General features: G+C 51.3%; 12 protein-coding genes and 5 pseudogenes. 8 read left to right on the top strand and 9 right to left on the bottom strand.

Annotated elements, in window-relative coordinates:
- The first annotated feature begins 2 nt into the window (after positions 1–2).
- The 4 genes and pseudogenes from trmH (at position 3) to O3W44_RS12780 (ending at position 6,031) form a co-directional block, all read left to right on the top strand.
- Positions 3–698: a tRNA (guanosine(18)-2'-O)-methyltransferase TrmH gene (gene trmH / locus O3W44_RS12795; RefSeq protein WP_269293354.1), complete on the top strand. Its 696-nt coding sequence runs from the start codon at positions 3–5 to the stop codon at positions 696–698.
- Positions 695–2,773, top strand: a complete 2,079-nt coding sequence (gene recG / locus O3W44_RS12790; protein ID WP_269293353.1) for an ATP-dependent DNA helicase RecG — start codon at positions 695–697, stop codon at positions 2,771–2,773. Before trmH ends, recG begins: the two co-directional genes overlap by 4 nt.
- A gap of 88 nt (positions 2,774–2,861) precedes the next feature.
- The gene (locus tag O3W44_RS12785) at positions 2,862–4,235 is read left to right on the top strand and encodes a nucleobase:cation symporter-2 family protein (protein ID WP_269293352.1); all 1,374 of its coding nucleotides are present in this window, start codon (positions 2,862–2,864) and stop codon (positions 4,233–4,235) included.
- A gap of 117 nt (positions 4,236–4,352) precedes the next feature.
- Positions 4,353–6,031, top strand: a pseudogene (locus O3W44_RS12780) (AsmA family protein).
- A 29-nt stretch (positions 6,032–6,060) separates the two neighbouring features.
- Here O3W44_RS12780 and fabY read toward each other — a convergent pair.
- From fabY to typA, 5 genes and pseudogenes are all read right to left on the bottom strand, one after another.
- Positions 6,061–7,007, bottom strand: a pseudogene (fabY, locus tag O3W44_RS12775) (fatty acid biosynthesis protein FabY).
- A 125-nt stretch (positions 7,008–7,132) separates the two neighbouring features.
- Positions 7,133–7,503: pseudogene (gene dtd / locus O3W44_RS12770) on the bottom strand (D-aminoacyl-tRNA deacylase); the annotation flags it as partial.
- A pseudogene (locus tag O3W44_RS12765) lies at positions 7,500–8,368 on the bottom strand (virulence factor BrkB family protein). The pseudogenes O3W44_RS12765 and dtd, both read right to left, overlap by 4 nt.
- A gap of 3 nt (positions 8,369–8,371) precedes the next feature.
- A complete protein-coding gene (gene yihX, locus O3W44_RS12760; protein WP_269293351.1) occupies positions 8,372–8,968 on the bottom strand; it encodes a glucose-1-phosphatase in 597 nt (198 codons plus the stop codon).
- Between the two features lie 232 nt (positions 8,969–9,200).
- Positions 9,201–11,025: pseudogene (gene typA, locus O3W44_RS12755) on the bottom strand (ribosome-dependent GTPase TypA).
- 436 nt (positions 11,026–11,461) lie between these two features.
- Between typA and glnA the strand changes: the two are divergent.
- From glnA to glnG, 3 genes are all read left to right on the top strand, one after another.
- Positions 11,462–12,871 carry a glutamate--ammonia ligase gene (gene glnA, locus O3W44_RS12750; protein ID WP_269293350.1) on the top strand — a complete coding sequence of 470 codons (1,410 nt, stop codon included), beginning with the start codon at positions 11,462–11,464 and terminating at the stop codon, positions 12,869–12,871.
- Between the two features lie 139 nt (positions 12,872–13,010).
- Positions 13,011–14,060 (top strand): nitrogen regulation protein NR(II), encoded by a 1,050-nt coding sequence (gene glnL, locus O3W44_RS12745; protein ID WP_269293349.1) that lies wholly within the window; start codon positions 13,011–13,013, stop codon positions 14,058–14,060.
- Between the two features lie 7 nt (positions 14,061–14,067).
- Positions 14,068–15,477 (top strand): nitrogen regulation protein NR(I), encoded by a 1,410-nt coding sequence (glnG, locus tag O3W44_RS12740; protein WP_269293348.1) that lies wholly within the window; start codon positions 14,068–14,070, stop codon positions 15,475–15,477.
- 47 nt (positions 15,478–15,524) lie between these two features.
- Here the strand turns inward: glnG and hemN are convergent, their stop codons facing one another.
- A complete protein-coding gene (hemN, locus tag O3W44_RS12735) occupies positions 15,525–16,898 on the bottom strand; it encodes an oxygen-independent coproporphyrinogen III oxidase (RefSeq protein ID WP_269293347.1) in 1,374 nt (457 codons plus the stop codon).
- A gap of 233 nt (positions 16,899–17,131) precedes the next feature.
- A complete protein-coding gene (gene yihI, locus O3W44_RS12730; protein ID WP_269293346.1) occupies positions 17,132–17,653 on the bottom strand; it encodes a Der GTPase-activating protein YihI in 522 nt (173 codons plus the stop codon).
- A 552-nt stretch (positions 17,654–18,205) separates the two neighbouring features.
- On the opposite strand from yihI, the gene yihA reads away from it, so the two are divergent.
- On the top strand, positions 18,206–18,847 hold the full coding sequence (yihA, locus tag O3W44_RS12725) for a ribosome biogenesis GTP-binding protein YihA/YsxC (protein ID WP_269293345.1): 642 nt from the start codon (positions 18,206–18,208) through the stop codon (positions 18,845–18,847).
- Positions 18,848–18,933: 86 nt separating this feature from the next.
- On the opposite strand, the gene O3W44_RS24980 is transcribed toward yihA, so the two are convergent.
- On the bottom strand, positions 18,934–18,981 hold the full coding sequence (locus O3W44_RS24980) for a spot 42 RNA, inhibition of DNA synthesis (protein WP_071892919.1): 48 nt from the start codon (positions 18,979–18,981) through the stop codon (positions 18,934–18,936).
- Positions 18,982–19,265: 284 nt separating this feature from the next.
- A complete protein-coding gene (gene polA / locus O3W44_RS12720; protein WP_269293344.1) occupies positions 19,266–22,055 on the bottom strand; it encodes a DNA polymerase I in 2,790 nt (929 codons plus the stop codon).
- Between the last annotated feature and the right edge of the window lie 107 nt (positions 22,056–22,162).

Raw genomic sequence — 22,162 nt, 5'->3', positions numbered from 1 at the left:
TAATGAACGCTCAACGTTTTGCTCGTATTCAGGAGATGCTGGCCTTGCGCCAGCACGATCTCACCGTCTGCATGGAGCAGGTGCATAAACCGCACAACGTCTCTGCGGTTATACGCACTGCCGATGCGGTGGGTATTCATGCTGTTCACGCCGTCTGGCCGAGCCAGCGTATGCGCACCCAGGTCTCCTCTTCTGCGGGCAGTAATAGCTGGGTAAAAGTCGTCACGCATCGCAATATCGGCGAAGCCGTAAAACATCTTAAAGCGCAAAAGATGCAGGTACTGGCCACGCACCTTTCTGACAGCGCAGTCGATTTTCGTGAAATCGATTATACCCGGCCCACCTGTATTCTGATGGGCCAGGAAAAAACAGGGATTACTGATGAAGCCCTGGCGCTGGCCGATCAGGACATCATTATTCCAATGGTGGGCATGGTGCAATCGCTTAACGTCTCCGTGGCTTCGGCGCTTATTTTGTATGAAGCGCAGCGTCAGCGGCAAAATGCCGGGCTGTATCAGCGTAAACACAGCTTGCTCGATGAGAATGAGCAGCAGCGGTTGCTGTTTGAAGGCGGTTATCCGGTACTGGCTCGCGTGGCTAATCAGAAAGGTCTGCCCTATCCTCACATCAATGCGCGAGGCGAAGTCGAAGCTGATGCCGACTGGTGGGCAACCATGCAAGCTAAAGGTAAAAAATGAAAGGCCGCCTGCTGGATGCCATCCCGCTCAGTACCCTGACCGGCGTAGGCGCCAGCCAGGCGGCAAAGCTGGCCAAAATCGGCCTGCATACTATTCAGGATCTGTTGCTGCATCTGCCGCTGCGCTACGAAGACCGCACCCAACTCTACGCCATTAACGATCTCCTGCCAGGCATCTGGGCTACGGTAGAAGGCGAAGTGCTGCACACCGATGTCACCTTTGGCCGCCGAAAAATGATGGTCTGCCAGATTAGTGATGGCAGCGGCGTACTGACGATGCGCTTTTTCAACTTTAACGCCGGAATGAAAAATGCGCTCGCGCCAGGCCGTCGCGTCACCGCTTATGGTGAAATTAAACGAGGCCAGCGCGGTGCCGAAATTATCCATCCTGAATACCGTATCCAGGGCGAAAACAGCAACGTCACACTGGAAGAGACGCTGACGCCGGTTTATCCCACGACCGAAGGCGTTCGTCAGGCAACGCTGCGTAATCTGACCGATCAGGCGCTGACGTTACTCGATAACTGCCCGATTGCCGAACTGCTGCCCCAGGCGTTACGTGGTGGGCTCATCAGCCTGCCTGATGCGTTGCGTACGCTGCATCGCCCTCCGCCAGATTTAAAGCTGAGTGAACTGGAAACCGGGCGGCATCCCGCTCAGCGTCGTTTAATTCTCGAAGAACTGCTGGCACATAATCTCAGCATGCTGGCGGTACGCGCGGGTGCACAGCGTTATTACGCCTTACCGATGCCTGCACGTCATACCTTAAGCGATAAATTGCTGGCGGCACTGCCCTTTACGCCAACCAATGCGCAAAAGCGGGTCGTCGCTGAGATTGAAAAAGACCTGGCAAATGATTTCCCGATGATGCGGCTGGTGCAGGGTGACGTAGGATCTGGCAAAACGCTGGTTGCGGCGTTAGCCGCGCTCAACGTCATTGCTTACGGCAAGCAGGTGGCGCTGATGGCACCTACCGAACTGCTGGCAGAGCAGCATGCTAATAATTTCCGTCAGTGGTTTGCGCCCCTTGGCATTGAGGTTGGCTGGCTGGCGGGTAAACAGAAAGGCAAAGCGCGTCTGGCGCAGCAAGACGCAATTGCCCGTGGCGACGTCGCAATGGTGGTTGGTACCCATGCACTGTTTCAGGAGCAGGTGCAGTTTAACGGCCTGGCATTGGTGATTATTGATGAGCAGCACCGTTTTGGTGTGCATCAACGTCTGGCGTTATGGGAAAAAGGTGAAGAGCAAGGTTTTCATCCTCATCAGTTGATCATGACCGCTACGCCGATTCCCCGCACGCTGGCGATGACCGCTTATGCCGATCTTGATACATCAACCATTGATGAGTTGCCGCCAGGTCGCACACCAGTAACAACCGTCGCGATCCCAGACAGTCGCCGCGACGATATCATTGCCCGGGTTGACCATGCCTGCCGTGAAGGTCGTCAGGCTTACTGGGTCTGTACGCTTATTGAGGAATCAGAGCTGTTAGAAGCGCAGGCTGCAGAAGCAAGCTGGGAAGCCCTGAAAAATGCATTGCCGGATTTGAACATCGGTTTAGTGCATGGCCGCATGAAGCCCGCTGAGAAACAGGCTGTGATGCAAGCATTCAAAGCCAACGAGCTTCAACTGCTGGTGGCTACCACGGTCATCGAAGTAGGTGTTGACGTGCCCAATGCCAGCCTGATGATTATCGAAAACCCGGAGCGTCTTGGTCTGGCACAGCTTCATCAATTGCGAGGCCGTGTCGGACGTGGGGCGGTAGCTTCGCATTGCGTACTGTTGTATAAAGCGCCGCTCAGCAAAACAGCGCAAAAACGCTTACAGGTACTGCGTGACAGCAATGACGGCTTTGTTATTGCACAGTACGATTTGGAAATTCGCGGTCCTGGTGAGCTGCTGGGCACGCGGCAAACCGGTAATGCTGAATTCAAAGTGGCAGATTTACTGCGCGATCAGGCGATGGTACCGGAAGTGCAGCGTGTGGCACGCCACATCCACCAGCATTATCCCGAACAAGCCAGCGCCCTGATCGAACGCTGGCTGCCGGAAAACGCTCGCTATACCAACGTCTGACTGGCTTTTTTATTGCTGTTGGGCAAACGTTTGCTTTTGCCTTGCGGATGATTACAATCGCCACACTATTTTCTGGGAACAGCAAAAGATGTCCACCAATCCGCAGCAAAGCCAACTTTCCGCTCATCATAGTGAATTAATTTATCGTCTCGAAGATCGCCCACCGCTGCCGCAAACGCTGTTTGCTGCTTGCCAGCATTTGCTGGCGATGTTTGTTGCGGTAATTACGCCCGCCTTGCTGATTTGTCAGGCGCTCGGCCTGCCAGCGCAAGATACGCAGCACATCATTAGCATGTCGCTGTTTGCTTCAGGTGTGGCATCCATTTTACAGATAAAAACCTGGGGACCCGTTGGCTCCGGTTTATTGTCGATCCAGGGCACCAGTTTTAATTTCGTGACGCCACTCATCATGGGTGGCATGGCGTTGAAAAATGGCGGAGCCGATGTGCCTACCATGATGGCTGCGCTGTTCGGTACGTTAATGATCGCTTCCTGTACGGAAATGGTGCTGTCGCGCGTGTTGCATCTGGCGCGTCGTATTATTACGCCGCTGGTCTCCGGCATCGTTGTGATGATTATTGGGCTATCGCTGATTCAGGTTGGCTTAACCTCGATTGGTGGCGGCTTTGCCGCGATGAACGATCACAGCTTTGGCGCGCCGAAAAACCTGTTACTTGCTGGTGCCGTGTTGTTAGTGATCATTTTGCTTAACAGGCAAAAAAATCCTTACCTGCGGGTGGCTTCGCTGGTTATTGCGATGGCGGCAGGTTATTTGCTTGCCTGGGCGCTTGATATGTTGCCCCAAACCGCTGCACCAGGCGATCAGCCGCTGGTTGCCGTGCCTTCTCCGCTCTATTACGGCCTTGGCTTTGACTGGAATCTGCTGATTCCGCTGATGCTGGTGTTTATGGTGACGTCGCTGGAAACTATTGGTGACATCACCGCTACCTCTGACGTTTCTGAGCAACCGGTGAGCGGGCCGCTTTATATGAAGCGTCTGAAAGGCGGCGTGCTGGCAAATGGCCTCAACTCTTTTGTGTCGGCGCTGTTTAATACTTTCCCTAACTCCTGCTTTGGTCAGAATAATGGTGTTATTCAGTTAACTGGCGTAGCCAGCCGCTACGTTGGTTTTGTCGTCGCGCTGATGTTAATCGTGCTGGGTCTGTTTCCGGCGGTGAGCGGTTTTGTGCAGCATATTCCAGAACCGGTACTTGGCGGTGCAACGATTGTGATGTTTGGTACTATTGCTGCTTCTGGCGTGCGTATTGTGTCGCGTGAGCCACTTAACCGTCGCGCCATTATGATTATTGCGCTGTCGCTTGCGGTCGGTCTTGGCGTTTCACAACAGCCGCTGATCCTACAATTTGCACCTGACTGGCTGAAAACCCTGCTTTCTTCAGGCATCGCAGCCGGTGGTATCACGGCAATTGTATTGAACCTGATCTTTCCTCAAGAAAAGTAATCCCGGGGCAGGCTACGGCCTGCCTGCTATTTATTCGGATTTACATCCAGGCTGTTGAGCTGTAACGGTAATTCAGGCATAACAACCTCTGACCGGATTTAAATCGGGATGGATGCGATGAAATTTATTGGAAAGTTTTTCCTTACCTTAGTGTTATTGCTGCTTTTCGGCCTGGTGATTGTGTATGTCCTGCTGCAAACGCAGTGGGGTGCGGGCTGGTTTAGCCGTTGGGTGAGCGATAAAACGGACTGGCATCTTTCTCTGCGCAAGATTGAGCACAACTTTTCCTCCCCTCTCATCTCATACTGGATGATTTTAGCTTTGGGCATGATGGTCAGCCCGCGATATTAGTGGCAAAAAAGGTCGATCTGGGCCTGGCGCTGGTGCAATTTAGTCACCCTCTACATTTCAGCAGCATTGAGTTACGTGACGGTGAAGTGAATCTGGCGAACCTGGCCCCCAACAGCGCGCTACCCATTCAGGCTAATCGCTTGCAGCTAAACAATATGCGCATTGATAATCCGAAAAGTATGCTGCCGCTATTTGCTCAACAGGTTAATGGCGGCATCGTGCCGTGGAAGCCAACCTCCAGCGATATGCTTGGACACGATGCTCAGTTCCAGATGAGTGCCGGCAGCATGACGCTGAACGGCGTACCTGGCGACAATGTTTTGATTCAGGGCAGCGTGACGCAAGACCGGATGTTATTTAGCAATATCGGTGCGGATTTAGCACGAGGTTCAATGACCGGCAACGGTGAGCGCGATGCTCAGGGTAACTGGAAAATTAATCAGCTACGCCTTAATGATATTCGCCTGCAAACAACTCATAGCCTGAGCGACTTTTTGCGCCCGATACAAAATGTGCCTTCGATTGCTATCACTCGTCTGGATATGACCGATGCGCGTTTGCAAGGTCCGGACTGGGCTGTTACCGATCTCGATCTGACGCTAAAAAATCTTCACTGGCAGGGCGACGACTGGCAAAGCCAGGATGGCTCACTGGCAATGAATGCAGGTAACTTCATTAACGGTCGTTTTGAGCTAAACGATCCGATCATCAATATGGATTTTTCTCCCCAGGGCGTGACGCTGACGCAATTCAGTTCACGCTGGGCCAATGGCGTTATTCGTGCTGATGGCAACTGGACACGCAGCGATAAACATCTGATGTTGAATAATCTGGCCGTTGCCGGGTTGGAATATACCCTGCCTGAGAACTGGCGCGATCGCTGGCAGAGCGCATTACCCGCCTGGCTGGATAGCGTATCGGTGACGCGTTTCACCTCTAACCGCAACCTGATTATTGATATTAATCCAGCCTTCCCTTTTCAGATGACTTCGCTCGATGGCAGCGGTGAAAATCTTTTACTGGCACGCCAGCATCAGTGGGGAATATGGTCGGGCAAGATGACTCTGAATGCCGCTGAAGCAACGTTCAACCGTACCGATTTACGCCATCCTTCGCTAACAATCAGCGCCAGCGATCAGCATATTCAGGTGACAGAAATGAGTGCCTTTAATGGCAAAGGTTTGCTGGAAGGAACGGCCAGTATTGGTCAGCAGCCGGACCGCCCGCTCACACTCGATCTTACGGGACGTGCTGTACCGGTTAATGTGTTGCAAAACTGGGGCTGGCCTGTTTTGCCACTGAGCGGCGACAGTAATCTGCACTTGCAGTTGAACGCGGCAATAAAAGCAGGTTCACCGCTGCGACCTACGGTAACAGGGAATTTATCGGTGACAACCGACAGCCAGCAATTACAGCAAACCATGCAGGCAGGCCAGGTAAGATAGAACAAAGGGCCATTGCTGGCCCTTTTGCTTTAATTGATACGAGCGCCCGATCCGCCCTCTTCCAGTGGCCCATCAGGATCGACTGGCAGAACGATATAGACACCTTCAAATACCGCACCGCGTTTTTCATCGCCAAACAGCTCAACTTCCAGTTGCACACGCGCTTTACGACCACGAGCCAGGCGATCAAGATCGCCACTCAGCGAACCCAAATCAGCAATAGCACCAGGGCGTCCGCTGATCGGCTGGCTGTAACGAATATGCGCATCCGCGAGAATAATGGTGCCGCCTAAATGCCGTTCACGTAACAGTAGCCAGATCAATCCCCAGCCCGTTAACGTTGCCAGCGAAAACAGGCTGCCGGCAAACAGGGTGTGGTGTGGATTCTGGTTGCCAGTCTCTGGCATGGTGGTAATAAATTTCTGCCCGGTGTATTGCAGGATACGCACACCCATTTTCTCGCTGAGCGGAATGTGTTCGTACCACGCCTGTTGTAACTGCCCGCACCAGTCAGCACGATGCAAAATATCATCCAGCGTCACAACCGGTTTGATCATCAAAAAATGGCGCACCGGCGTCGTCTGGGGGCAGTAATTTCACCCTGATTGACGTACCCCAGCTTGGCAAAAAACGCCACGGCATCTTCACGTGCGCTACAGGTCACGCGTTTGACACCCTCTTGCCGCGCAACGGATTCCAGCGTCATCGCCACCAGTGTGCCCAGGCCTTTGCCCTGCACAGAAGGATGAACCGCCAGGAAACGAATAGCCGCTTCATTATCTGCATTAATATATAGCCTGCCGATAGCGACTGGCTTGCCATGTTCATCCACGACCATTTGATGGTGCGCTAAAGCATCCCAGGCATCACGTTCCGATCCTTGTGGCTGGCGCAGCGGTTTTCTGAGCATTTCCCAGCGAAACTGATAATACATATCCAGTTCTTCCGCCGTTTGGGGCACGCGAAGATGATACATATAATGATTCTCTCGTTCGGAGCTTGCGTGGCTGTTCCCTTGCCGCTCGGCTAACGACCTCACACCTGCAACCAGAATGTTACAGGGCCATCATTCACCAGCGCGACCTGCATATCAGCAGCGAAACGTCCGTTTGCCGTAGTGATATCCTGCTTGCGACAGCTGTCACTAAAATACTCATACAGCCGTTCAGCTTCAGCCGGTTCAGCCCCCCGGAAAATGACGGGCGCATGCCTTTTTGCGTATCTGCCGCCAGCGTAAACTGCGAAACCACCAGCACGCTGCCGCCTGCTTGTTTGACGTTCAGGTTCATTTTGCCCTGCTCATCACTGAAAATGCGATAACCTAATACGCGTTCTGCGAGACGCTCCGCGCGCTTTTCGTCGTCACCTTTCTCAACGCCTAATAAGATCAGTAAACCGGTGCCAATTTCTCCAGTAACAATCTGATCGACGGTGACGCTGGCATGTTTCACACGTTGGATCAAAGCAATCATGTTTCCTCTTGTTTTTTTCTCTGATGTGCTTGTTTTAGCTGCCGATAGTCGTCAAGGGTGGCGGTAATTTCAGCACCTAACAATACAATGCACCAGGTCCAGTAAACCCACAGAAACAGGATTGGGATCACGGCTAACACACCGTAAATCAACTGGTACGAAGGAAACATCGTAACATACAGCGCAAATCCTTTTTACCCAGCTCAAAAAGCAGACCCGCAACTAATGCACCAACTAATGCATCTCGCGGCGGCACGCGCCGGGTCGGCACAATGCTGTATAACAACCAAAATGCAATGCATGACAGCAGCAAAGGAAAAACACGCAGCAGCTGATCGATAAGACTGGTCACGCCAGTGACATTGATCCAGCGTAGCGACAGTAAATAGGAACTGATCGCCAGGCTGGCACCAGCCAACAGCGGCCCGAGCGTCAGGATCATCCAGTAGACAGCAAACGAATAAACCAGCGGTCGCTTTTTATGGCTGCGCCAAATGGTATTGAATGCTGTGTCTACTGAATGCATCAACAACAGCGCAGTGACGATCAGCCCTACTGCGCCGACTGCCGTCATACGGTTTACGTTAGCAACGAACTGCTCAAGATAACGCTGCAGCGTATTACCTGCTGCAGGCATAAAATTAGTAAAGATAAAGTTTTTGAGCTGAACGCTGATGTCAGAAAACACAGGAAAGGCTGCAAATAACGCAAACACTACCGCAATCAATGGCACCAGCGCCAACAACGAGACGTAGGCTAAATTACCCGCCTGCGTCGTCATATTATCTTCGTCGATGCGTTTCCAAAGCAGTTTGAGCCACAGCCAAAACGCATGAAGCCCTGGACGGAATTGTCGAGACATCATGGTTTATGGATGACTCGCAAACCAGCCCGGTACGGTTTTACGGTCAGTGACCAACACGCTTTCAATGCCCAGCGCGCGTGCCGCTTCGATATTCTGCTCGTTATCATCAAAAAACACCGCCTGATCGGCACTGACGCCTTCACTCTCCAGCACGTGTTGATAGATGCGCGCCTCTGGTTTGCGCTTGCCCAACTCCTGCGACAGGTAAAGCTTATCTGCCGCCTGTTGCACGTCGGGATATTGCGTCGGCCAAAAAGCACAATGCAGCTTATTAGTGTTAGACAAAATCACGACGCGATGGCCTTCAGCCCGTAGCGAGTTCATCAACGCCAGCATATCAGCCCGCACGCCGACAAAAACCGCCTGCCAGCCCGCAGTAAATTGCTCATAGCTTAAGGCGATTTCAAGCTTCTCACACAGTGCGACCGCAAACGCTTCATCGCTAATCTCACCGCGTTCATGTTGTTCAAACTCTTCATCCATGTGGAAGTGACTTTGCAGTGATGCCAGCGGCACACGGCTAAGGTCACTCCAGACGCCTAATACGCGGTTAAAATCGATATCAATAATTACGTTGCCTAAATCGAATATGTACAGCATGGTGCCTCCTTCTGTTCCCTGGATTATTCACTCTAGCGGCAAAAGCTGAGGCTGAACAGGCAAGGCCGTCGAGAAAGATAAGAAGTGGAAGATTGAGCAACAAAGTCCTCGCCCGGCAGTGCGCGGGCCAGGTCACCGTGAGTGAGGGAGGCATAAGAACGGTGAAAATCAGATAATGGCAGGCAAAAAAAAGCCCCGTTAAACGGGGCTTTTATCAAATGACCGTAGCAGATTAAATATCTTTGCTACCGCGTGAAGCACGCTTACGGTCGTTTTCAGTCAGGTGACGCTTACGGATACGTACCGACTGTGGCGTAACTTCAACCAGTTCGTCATCATCGATGAACTCAATTGCCTGCTCAAGCGTCATCTTGATTGGCGGAACCAGAGTCGTGGCTTCGTCAGTACCGGAAGCACGCATGTTGGTCAGTTTCTTACCGGTCAGACAGTTTACTGTCAGGTCGTTAGAACGGCTGTGAATACCGATAATCTGGCCTTCATATACTTCAGCACCGTGACCCAGGAAGAGCTTACCGCGATCCTGCAGGCTGAACAGAGCAAACGCAACGGCTTTACCCTGACCGTTGGAGATCAGTACGCCATTCTGACGCTGGCCCACTTCGCCTGGACGGATGTCGTCGTAGTGGCTGAAGGTGGAGTACAGCAGACCCGTACCGGAAGTCATGGTCATGAACTCGTTACGGAAGCCGATCAGGCCACGGCTTGGGATCACGTAGTCGAGACGTACGCGGCCTTTGCCATCTGGATCCATGTTTTTCAGATCGCCTTTACGCTCACCCATGGCTTGCATGACTGAACCCTGGTGCGTTTCTTCGATATCCAGCGTCACGTTTTCGAACGGCTCTTGTTTACGGCCATCTATCTCACGGAAGATAACTTTCGGACGTGATACCGCCAGTTCGAAACCTTCACGACGCATATTTTCAATCAGTACGGACAGGTGCAGTTCACCACGACCCGATACGCGGAAAGCGTCAGCATCTTCGGTTTCTTCAACACGCAGCGCAACGTTATGAACCAGCTCTTTGTTCAGACGCTCAAGGGATCTGACGAGAGGTCACATATTTACCTTCTTTACCGCAGAACGGCGAGGTATTAACGTTGAAGAACATGGTTACGGTTGGCTCATCAACGCTCAATGCTGGCAGCGCCTGAACATTCTGCGGATCACAGATTGTGTCAGAGATGTTCAGTTCGCCCAGGCCGGTGATAGCGATGATGTCGCCTGCTTCAGCCAGATCGGTATCAATACGCTCCAGACCCAGGTGGCCCAGCACTTTACCGACTTTACCGTTACGCGTTTTACCTTCGCTATCAACGATGGTGACCTGCTGGTTCGGCTTCACTTTACCGCGCTTGATGCGGCCGATACCGATAACGCCCAGATAGTTGTTGTAGTCGAGCTGAGAAATTTGCATCTGCAGCGGGGCTTCAACTTCAACCTGTGGTGGAGAAACGTGGTCAACGATCGCCTGATACAGTGCAGTCATGTCGCTGCCCATATCGGCGTGGTCCAGACCCGCAATGCCCTGCAGCGCAGAAGCATAGATGATCGGGAAATCGAGCTGCTCGTCAGTGGCGTCGAGGTTGACGAACAGGTCAAACACCTGATCAACAACCCAATCCGGACGTGCGCCAGGACGGTCAATCTTGTTGATAACCACAATCGGCTTCAGACCATGCGCGAACGCTTTTTTGGTCACGAAGCGGGTTTGCGGCATAGGGCCATCCATCGCATCTACAACCAGCAGCACCGAATCCACCATGGACATGACGCGCTCTACTTCACCACCGAAGTCGGCGTGTCCTGGGGTATCAACGATGTTGATACGGTAGTCGTTCCATTTAATGGCGGTGTTTTTTGCGAGGATGGTAATCCCACGCTCTTTCTCCAAATCATTGGAGTCCATCACGCGCTCGGTAGCTTCGGTACGGGCGTCAAAAGTACCGGATTGTTGCAGCAGTTTGTCAACCAGGGTGGTCTTTCCATGGTCAACGTGCGCGATGATGGCGATGTTACGCAAATTTTCGATCACAGCTTTGCCTCAGGCATTAGAAATAGCGCGCTATTGTACACGGATTAAGCGGAAGACTGAACACGATCACACTTTTCACTGAAAGTTTATTGCATTGCCGGAAATTCGCACTGTTCCCGGTGCAGAAAATGCACTAAGTTGGTCCTGTGCACCAATTTAGTGCCATAATTCACCTTCAAAGCACCATTTTAGTGCATCATGACCATCCTGGTGCAGCTGCAGAACGATAACAGGGCGCATGGTAGCGCGATTTAACGTTCAAAAATAAAGTTGGCACAGAATTCGCTTTGTACTACTTAAGCGAAAACGACAGTTAGAAACGGTTGAAGAGCTTGCCGAGATTCAGTTGGTTCGGGATGGTTGTAACAAGAGACGCATTCCAGGCAACGAAGTTCTCTCACCATGTAGACAATGACCATTTCCGGGAGAGTTGAGTATGTCCGCTGAACACGTTCTCTCGATGATGAACGAGCACGAAGTTAAGTTTGTTGACCTGCGTTTTACCGACACTAAAGGTAAAGAACAGCACGTTACTATCCCTGCTCACCAGGTTAACGCTGACTTCTTCGAAGAAGGCAAAATGTTCGATGGCTCCTCCATCGGTGGCTGGAAAGGCATTAACGAATCAGACATGGTGCTGATGCCTGACGCAACAACTGCGGTCATGGATCCCTTCTTCGAAGATTCTACGCTGATCATCCGCTGTGACATTCTCGAGCCAGGCACCATGCAGGGCTACGATCGTGACCCGCGTTCAATCGCCAAGCGCGCTGAAGATTTCCTGCGTTCTTCTGGCATCGCGGATACCGTGCTGTTCGGACCTGAGCCAGAATTCTTCCTGTTCGATGATATCCGTTTCGGCTCTTCTACTTCCGGCTCACACGTTGCTATTGATGACATCGAAGCAGCATGGAACACCGGCAAAGAATACGAAGGCGGCAACAAAGGTCACCGTCCAGGTCTGAAAGGCGGTTACTTCCCGGTTCCACCAGTCGATTCATCTCAGGACATCCGTTCTGCAATGTGTCTGACCATGGAGCAAATGGGCCTGGTGGTAGAAGCACATCACCACGAAGTCGCAACAGCAGGTCAGAACGAAGTGGCGACCCGCTTCAACACCATGACCAAAAAAGCGGACGAAATTCAGATCTATAAGTATGTTGTGCACAATGTTGCTCACGCTTACGGTAAAACCGCAACCTTCATGCCTAAACCAATGTTTGGCGACAACGGTTCAGGTATGCACTGCCACATGTCTCTGTCTAAAGGCGGCGTAAACCTGTTCTCTGGCGACAAGTACGGCGGCCTGTCTGAAATGGCGCTGTTCTACATTGGCGGTATCATCAAGCACGCGAAAGCAATCAACGCCCTGGCGAACCCGACCACCAACTCTTATAAGCGTCTGGTTCCAGGTTACGAAGCGCCGGTTATGCTGGCTTATTCTGCGCGTAACCGCTCTGCTTCAATCCGTATCCCGGTTGTTGCCAGCCCGAAAGCACGTCGTATTGAAGCTCGCTTCCCGGATCCAGCGGCTAACCCATACCTGGCGTTTACTGCTCTGCTGATGGCAGGTCTTGACGGTATCATCAACAAGATCCACCCTGGCGATGCAATGGACAAAAACCTGTATGACCTGCCGCCGGAAGAAGAAGCTGAGATTCCAAAAGTTGCTGGCTCCCTGGAAGAAGCACTGAACGCTCTGAACGAAGACCGCGAGTTCCTGACCCGTGGTGGCGTATTCACTGACGACACCATCGATGCCTACATCGAACTGCGTAAGTCTGAAAACGACCGTGTTCGCATGACGCCGCACCCGGTAGAGTTTGAGCTGTACTACAGCGTTTAATAAGTTTTAGGTTTTTTGTTGCCGTGGAAACTTTCAGCCCATCTTCGGATGGGCTTTTTTCTCCGCGAATTCATCGTTCATTCGCCTGAAAGTCGGCTTAAAGATCACAATGCACTAAATTTGTGCAGAGGAACGCTGTATGGCAACTGGCTCTCTGCCCGATGCGGGGCAGATTCTCAATTCCTTAATCAACAGTATTTTGTTGGTGGATAACGAACTGGTTATTCATTACGCCAACCCGGCGGCGCAGCAATTACTGGCGCAAAGCTCACGTAAATTGTTCGGCACGCCGTTACCTGAATTAACCGGCTACTTTTCGCTGAATGTTGAGGTGATGCGTGAGAGTCTTGAGGCTGGCCAGGGATTTACCGACAGTGAAGTGACGCTGGTTGTGGATGGCCGCGCGCATATCATGTCACTGACGGCACAACGTTTGCCTGATGGTTTTATCCTGATGGAAATGGCGCCAATGGATAATCAACGTCGTCTCAGTCAGGAACAATTGCAGCATGCCCAGCAAGTGGCCGCCCGGGATTTAGTGCGCGGTTTAGCGCATGAAATTAAAAACCCGCTTGGAGGCCTGCGCGGTGCTGCACAACTGTTATCACGCGCGCTGCCCGATCCGTCGCTCAATGAATACACCAAAGTCATTATTGAGCAAGCGGACCGGTTACGTAATTTAGTGGATCGCCTGCTAGGGCCGCAGCAACCCGGTATGCACATTACTCAGAGCATTCATCAGGTAGCTGAACGCGTGGTAAATCTGGTGTCGATGGAGCTGCCAGATAATGTCTCGCTGGTGCGCGATTACGATCCCAGCCTGCCTGAACTGCCGCACGACCCCGATCAAATTGAACAAGTTTTACTGAACATTGTGCGTAACGCTTTACAGGCGTTAGGTGAAGAAGGCGGCACAATCGTTATTCGCACCCGCACGGCGTTTCAACTAACGCTGCACGGCACGCGTTATCGTTTGGTGGCACGCATCGATATTGAAGATAACGGCCCGGGTATTCCTGCTCAACTGCAGGACACGCTGTTTTACCCCATGGTGAGCGGACGTGAAGGTGGCACGGGTTTAGGTCTTTCCATTGCCCGTAGCCTGATCGATCAGCATTCAGGAAAAATAGAATTTAACAGTTGGCCGGGTCATACCGAATTCTCGGTTTACTTGCCTATTCGCCAGTGAGGTTTCTATGCAACGAGGGATAGTCTGGATCGTCGATGACGATAGCTCCATCCGCTGGGTGCTTGAACGCGCGCTCACTGGAGCCGGTTTGAGCTGTGCAACCTTTGACAGTGCTAACGAGGTGCTGGATGCGCTATCGACCAAAACCCCAGATGTTTTACTGTCAGATATTCGCATGCCTGGCATGGACGGTCTGGCGCTGCTGAAACAGATTAAACAGCGTCATCCAATGCTGCCGGTCATCATTATGACTGCGCATTCTGATTTAGACGCAGCGGTAAGTGCTTACCAGCAAGGTGCGTTCGATTACCTGCCAAAACCCTTTGATATTGATGAAGCGGTTGCGCTGGTTGAGCGCGCGATTAGTCACTATCAGGAGCAACAACAGCCACGTAATCAACCGGTTAGCGGGCCGACAACCGATATTATCGGTGAAGCACCCGCAATGCAGGATGTGTTCCGCATCATTGGTCGCCTGTCGCGCTCATCAATTAGTGTATTGATTAACGGCGAGTCAGGAACCGGTAAAGAGTTGGTTGCGCACGCGCTGCATCGCCATAGCCCACGAGCGAAGTCACCGTTTATCGCCCTGAACATGGCGGCCATTCCCAAAGATTTGATCGAGTCTGAGCTGTTTGGTCATGAAAAAGGGGCATTTACCGGCGCTAATCAAATTCGTCAGGGGCGTTTTGAGCAGGCCGACGGCGGCACGCTGTTTTTAGATGAAATTGGTGATATGCCGCTGGATGTACAGACCCGCTTACTGCGCGTTTTGGCTGACGGTCAGTTTTATCGGGTTGGCGGCTATGCCCCAGTGAAAGTAGACGTACGCATTATCGCGGCTACACACCAAAATCTGGAGCTGCGCGTACAGGAGGGCAAATTCCGTGAGGATCTGTTCCATCGCCTGAATGTGATCCGCGTACATCTGCCGCCATTGCGGGAACGTCGTGAGGATATTCCTCGTCTGGCGCGTTATTTCTTACAGATTGCTGCACGTGAACTGGGTGTTGAAGCGAAAATTTTGCATCCTGAAACCGAAACGGCGCTGACGCGTTTGCACTGGTCCGGGAATGTGCGTCAGTTAGAGAATACCTGCCGCTGGTTAACGGTGATGGCGGCCGGTCAGGAAGTGCTGATTCAGGATCTACCCGCCGAACTGTTTGAATCCAGTACGCCGGAAAACCCTGTGCAATCTTTGCCTGACAGCTGGGCAACGCTGCTGGCGCAATGGGCCGATCGCGCGTTGCGTTCCGGTCATCAGAACCTGCTGTCAGAAGCGCAGCCAGAGATGGAGCGCACACTGCTTACGACTGCGCTGCGTCATACGCAAGGCCACAAGCAGGAAGCGGCGCGTTTGCTGGGTTGGGGGCGTAATACCCTGACCCGTAAACTGAAAGAGCTTGGCATGGAATAGCATTGATAATACCGGGCTGGCGTCGTAACACGAGCCAGCCCGGTATGTCAGATAACGCGCGAAAACTGTTGCTGGCGCGCTTTCTGCCGCAAATAACGATCGAAGCACATACAAATATTACGAATCAGTAAGCGCCCTACGCCCGTCACCTGCAGCCCTGTTGCGCTGTGTACCACCAGCCCATCGGCAATTAACGGTTTGAGTAACGCTAAATCCTCTGCGAAATAGTCGCTGAAGCAAATATTCCATTGGCTTTCTATCGCATTAAAATCCAGCGCAAAATGGCAAATCAGCATTTTTATGACCTCGCGGCGCAGGCAGTCATCTTCACTGAGCGTCAAACCACGCCATAAACCGTTGCCGCTGCTTGTCACGCTGCTGTACCACGTCTTAAGATCTTTCTGGCTCTGCGCATAGCTGTCGCCAATCATGCTAATTGCCGAGACGCCCAGCCCCAACAGATCACTATCGCCCTGGGTGGTGTAGCCCTGAAAATTACGATGCAGCAAGCCCTCACGCTGTGCTACTGCCAGCTCATCCTGAGGCCTGGCGAAATGATCCATGCCGATGAACTGATAGCCATGCTGCGTCAGCGTAGCAATGGTTTCCTGAAGGATTTGCAGCTTTTGCCGGGCGGAAGGCAGCTCATCCTCTTTAATTTTGCGCTGTGCGGCGAACAGGGCTGGCAAATGCGCATAATTGAAAACGCTCAGACGATCGGGATTAAGCTTAATCACGCGCTTTAAGGTATAGGCGAAGCTGTCAGGTGTCTGAAGCGGCAAGCCGTAGATCAGATCGATGCTGGTTGAGCGAAAACCTTGCTGACGCGCTCTCGCCATCAGCGCGAAAATAACGTCTTCATCCTGTTCGCGGTTAACGCGCTGCTGCACCGCTTTATTAAAATCCTGCACGCCCATGCTCAGCCGGTTAAAGCCAAGTGAGCGCAAATGATCGATAACATCCAGCGTGATTTCTCGCGGATCAACTTCTATCGACATTTCCGCATCATCTGACACGTCGAAATGCTGCTTCAGTAGCGTAACCAAACGGGTAATTTGCGCTTTATTAAGAAAAGTAGGCGTGCCGCCACCCCAGTGCAACTGCGTTACGCGGCGCTGGCGAAACAAAAGTGCGCGTTGACGTATCTCCTGCTCCAGCACATCCAGATAGCGATCGGCTTTATGCAACTGCCGCGTCACAACTTTATTGCAGCCGCAGAAATAACAAAGACGATGACAAAACGGGATATGAACATAAAGAGATAAAGCACGATCGGGGTAACGCGCTACAGCGTGCTGGAAATCATTCTCTGTGTAGGTTTCGCTGAACTCCAGCGCAGTGGGATAGGAGGTATAGCGCGGACCGGCGTAATTGTATTTTTCGATTAAGCTCTGATCCCACTCAATCTGCTGCGATGACATGCTCACTCCTTCCGGTGACGTCGTCTTAGAGAAGGCCGCGATGCAGAAGAGGAAAAAGGTGAGCGGGTTGGGACCCGACGTATACGTTGCTTCAGACGCGACAGGCGTCGTAGTTTAATCAATAACCACAACAGATAACACGTCAGCAACAGCGCGAAAATTGATCCAGGCCAAAACATTGTTGTTTACCTGTTTAATACGGCATGCGTTTGCACGCATGCCGATCGAAAAGCTTAGTTGCCCTTCAGCAGGCGATACATATCTTCTTCAGCCTGCTCATCTTCGTCATCATCCATAGCGATGCCTAATTGCTCCATCAACTCATCGATGCGATCAAGGGCTGCATCCAGCCAGCCTTGATCTTCAGCTGTCAGCGTTTCGCCATTTTCAAGGCGATCGAGCAACTCATCCAGACGGGGATCATTTTCCAGCTTCGCCAGCTCCTCTTCAGGGCTGAGGCGGACTTTTTCAGCCACGGGTTTTGTCGGTGCTTTTTTCACTTTTGCTGGTGCGGTTTGGCCTTCAGCAATCAACGCTATAGGTTTTTTACTGCCAATGCGTGGATCTTTCGCTTTAGGACTCTGGCGCCCGCTTTTGCTGTTCTGAGTTTCAGGATTCGCACGGCTGCCTGACGCATGGCCGCGATGTTTTTTCTCTCGCTTGCGATCGCGTGCTTCCATATTTATTTCTTCACGCGATTTGCGTTTGGCCCTGGCGGCAGGTTTGCCGTTCGCAGCTCGTGCAGGTTGCTTCATAGTATTTAGTCTCGGCGTTTTTTATTCAGTATAGAATTGCGGCGAAATCTAGCAGAAAGCAGACAAAGAAAAAAGGCGACAGCTCAAGCTGTCGCCTTATTTCATACCTTCCAGAGAAGGAATTACATTATAAATCCTTTTGGCCCATAACATCCCGGTTTATCCCGTGCCAGCTCGACTCCTGAGCGTTTCCCTTTCCATGCCTGGCCGCATTCCATGACCATTTCCACTCCAGTGCTCTTTATCATCCTGATATCCCTGAGCGCATCCTCCTGATGGGTGCTACCATGCACTGCTGAATAATGTAGACCAATTGATAAAACCCTCAAGCCAGACCTGGCATTAATTTTTACGCAAACAGCAATCTTCTGGCGTAACTAACTGAATAAAAATGTTTTTTTATTTTTACTTTTACTATAAAAAGATGACATTACTGGCAGTATTTATGGCTGATCGCTTACAAAATTGTGAGAAATGACGTCGTTGAGCACTTTAGCGCCATAATGCGTATAATCAGCGCCATTGCCTTTACGCGTATTCTGGAGTGTTACCTTGTCTGAACTTAATTATCACGTTACCCGCTTTGTGCTGAGCGCCCCTGACATTCGTCATCTGCCCTCTGATACGGGGATTGAAGTCGCTTTTGCGGGACGCTCCAATGCCGGTAAATCAAGCGCGCTAAATACACTTACCAACCAAAAAAGTCTGGCTCGCACCAGTAAGACGCCTGGCCGTACTCAGTTGATCAACCTTTTTGAAGTGGCTGAAGGTAAGCGTCTGGTTGATTTACCCGGTTACGGCTATGCCGAAGTACCGGAAGAGATGAAGCTAAAATGGCAGCGCGCACTTGGCGAATATTTACAAAAACGTCAGGCGCTGAAAGGCCTGGTTGTCCTGATGGATATTCGCCATCCATTAAAAGATCTCGATCAGCAGATGATTCAGTGGGCCGTGGAAAGTGAAATTCCCGTGCTGTTATTGCTGACAAAAGCCGACAAACTCGCCTCGGGTGCACGAAAAGCGCAGCTAAATATGGTGCGTGAAGCTTCACTGGCCTTTATGGGCGATGTTCAGGTGGAGATGTTTTCGTCGCTGAATAAGCTGGGCGTCGATAAAGTGCGACACAAACTGGACAGCTGGTTTAATGATCTGGAACCGGCACGTGACAGCAAAGATAACGACGCTGTTGTGTAACTACAGCGTTGCGAGCTGATGCGTTAACAGCAGAAAAAGCCCAATAAAAAACGCCCCAGTCATATAATGACTGGGGCGGCTAATATTCAGCCAAATCCGATTACGTGAAGTAAAAGGTCTGAAAGATAGAACATCTTACCTCTGTACCCTACGCCTTGAACTTTACCTGATTTTTTGTGGACGACAAAGCGTTTTTTGTTGCTTACTTACATGAAAAAGCGGTTTTTTTACCGAGCGCGTCACAAAAACAGAGCGACGTTGTAGTTTAATTACTAAAAAGTGCTTAGTCGATAAGTAGTTAGTGCGCCTACTGTTTACCCGGTCAATTCAGCACGGGCTGAACCGATTAGGTAAACAATAAACTTATGGTTTCAGACTGGCCGATGACGGGCAGGTGGCATCGGCCCGCGTGTTATGTTTAGTGGGCTTGATCCCAGTTATCGCCCACACCAATTTCCACCAGCAGTGGTACATCCAGCTGCATGCTGCCTTCCATTAACGTGCGGATCTGCTGACTGGCTGAATCAATCACATCAGCATTAATCTCAAACACCAGTTCATCGTGTACCTGCATGATCATTTTCACAGCATCGTTGTTCTGCTGCTCCAGCCAGTCATCAACGGCAATCATTGCGCGCTTGATGATGTCTGCGGCAGTGCCTTGCATCGGTGCGTTAATCGCAGCACGTTCCGCTGCTTTGCGTCGCATGGCATTGCTGGATTTAATATCCGGCAACCACAAGCGGCGACCATCCAGGGTTTCAACATAGCCCTTTTCTGCCGCCTGTTGGCGGGTATTCTCCATGTAGCGCAACACGCCAGGATAACGTTCAAAGTAAAGATCCATATACTTTTTCGCTTCGCCTGCACCAATGTTGAGCTGGCGGGACAGACCAAATGCGCTCATGCCATAAATCAGACCAAAGTTGATCGCTTTTGCGCTGCGGCGCTGTTCACCGCTCACTTTGTCCAGCGCCACACCAAATACTTCTGAAGCCGTTGCACGGTGAATGTCTTCTCCATGGGCGAATGCATCCAGCAGGCCTTTATCTTGTGACAGATGCGCCATGATGCGCAGTTCGATTTGAGAATAGTCAGCCGCTACAATGCGGTTCCCTCTGGCAGCAATGAATGCCTGACGAATACGTCGGCCTTCATCATTACGTACAGGAATATTCTGCAGATTGGGATCGGTAGACGAGAGGCGGCCTGTGGCTGTCACTGCCTGATGATAGGAAGTATGAACGCGACCGCTGAGTGGATTAATCATCTGCGGCAGCTTGTCGGTATAGGTCGATTTCAGTTTAGACAGGCCACGATGTTCCAAAATGACTTTGGGCAGTGGATAATCTAATGCCAGCTCCGCTAACACTTCTTCACTGGTCGAAGGCGCGCCGCCCGGCGTTTTTTTCGTCGGTTTTATGCCTTGCTTTTCAAACAAAATGACCTGTAACTGTTTTGTAGAAGAGAGATTGAAAGGCTCTCCCGCCAGCTCATGCGCTTTTTGTTCCAGCTCAGCCAGCCGCGTCGTCAGCTCTTTTGAGTGTTGTGCCAAAATGTTTTGGTCAATGAGTACGCCATTACGTTCGATGCGTGAAATGACTGTCAGTAACGGCACTTCGATATGCTCAAAAATGTTTTTCGGGCCCGCTTCTTTTTCAATTTCTGGCCACATCTTCAGATGCAACTGCAGCGTGACATCAGCATCTTCAGCAGCGTAATGCGCCGCCTGCTCTAGCGCGATCTGATTAAAGGTGAGCTGGTTTTTACCTTTACCGGCGATTTCTTCAAACGTCACGGTCTTGTGATTCAACCAGCGTGCCGCGAGGCTATCCATATCGTGTTTGCCAATCACGCTATTGAGGATGTAAGACTCCAGCATCGTGTCAAACTTAATGCCCGCCAGTTCAATATCGTAATTCTTTAACACGCCACGATCATACTTCAGGTTTTGGCCGACCTTAAAGGCTGTTTCATCTTCCAGCAGCGGCTTTAATTGTTCCAGTACCGCTTTGCGATCAAGCTGTTCTGGCGCATCCAGATAGTCATGTGCCACCGGAAGGTAAGCCGCTTCGCCAGGCGCAACCGCAAAACTAATACCGATGATGTTAGCACTCAGCGTATCAAGCGAATCGGTTTCCAGATCAAAAGCAAAAACGTCGCTGTTTTTGAGTTTGTCTAACCAACTTTCAAACGTTTGTTGATCAAGAATGGTGACGTAGCCGTCAGCGGAAAGCACACTTGACGCTTCAGCCTGTTGCGGAATCGGTTCTTCTGAGACGACTTTCTGTGCCTGTTGATTGCTCTTTTTGCCCTGTAGCCATTTTCCATCTTGCAGGTCTGCTAACCAGCGTTTGAACTCATAACGACTAAACAGCGTATGTAACGCAGTGACATCAGGTTCACTTACTGTGAGCGCCTCACACGGCAAATCGAGCTTAACATCCGTTTTAATGGTGGCCAGTTGATAAGAGAGAAAAGCCACATCACGGTTTTGTTCCAGCTTAGCCGCCATGGTTTTGGCACCGCGGAATGAAAGCCCGGCGACATTGTCCAGATTGTCATAAATTGAATGCATGCCGCCTAAACCTTGTAACAGCGCCTGCGCCGTTTTCTCACCGACGCCAGGCACACCCGGAATGTTATCTGAGCTGTCCCCCATCATGGCAAGAAAATCGATGATTAATGATGGCGGTACACCATACTTTTGTTCGACCTCTTCCGGGCCCAGAATAGTATTGGTCATGGTATTGATAAGCGTAATGCCAGGCGTCACCAGCTGCGCCATATCTTTATCGCCTGTACTGATTAACACCGGACGGCCTTTTGACTCCGCTTCCAGTGCTAACGTACCGATAACATCATCCGCTTCGACACCACTTACTGCCAGTAAAGGCAATCCCATCGCTTTAACCATTTCATGCAGCGGTTCGATTTGAGCACGGAGATCATCAGGCATCGGTGGGCGATGAGATTTATAGTGTTCAAACAGTTCGTCTCGGAATGTTTTGCCCTTGGCGTCAAAAACCACAGCAACATGGCTTGGATTGTATTGGTTTAGCAGGCTTTTAAGCATATTAAGCACGCCGTACATAGCACCCGTTGGCTCACCTGCACTGTTAGTCAGCGGCGGAAAAGCGTGATACGCGCGGTAAAGGTAAGATGAGCCATCAACCAGAATCAGGGGATTTTCTGCTATTTGCGCCATAAGTCTGTCTATTCTTCGTTGCCGTGGATTGGCCTATAAGGATGCCACAGCTTGAGAAGAATGTTGAATTAAGGCTAAGATCTTCACGCTTTTTTAATGAGTCTGGC

Source organism: Pantoea sp. LMR881, assembly GCF_027157825.1.
In the GTDB taxonomy this organism is placed as follows: domain Bacteria; phylum Pseudomonadota; class Gammaproteobacteria; order Enterobacterales; family Enterobacteriaceae; genus Pantoea; species Pantoea haifensis.
Note: the sequence above shows the minus strand (reverse complement) of the source record. Positions and strands in the feature narration are given on the sequence as shown.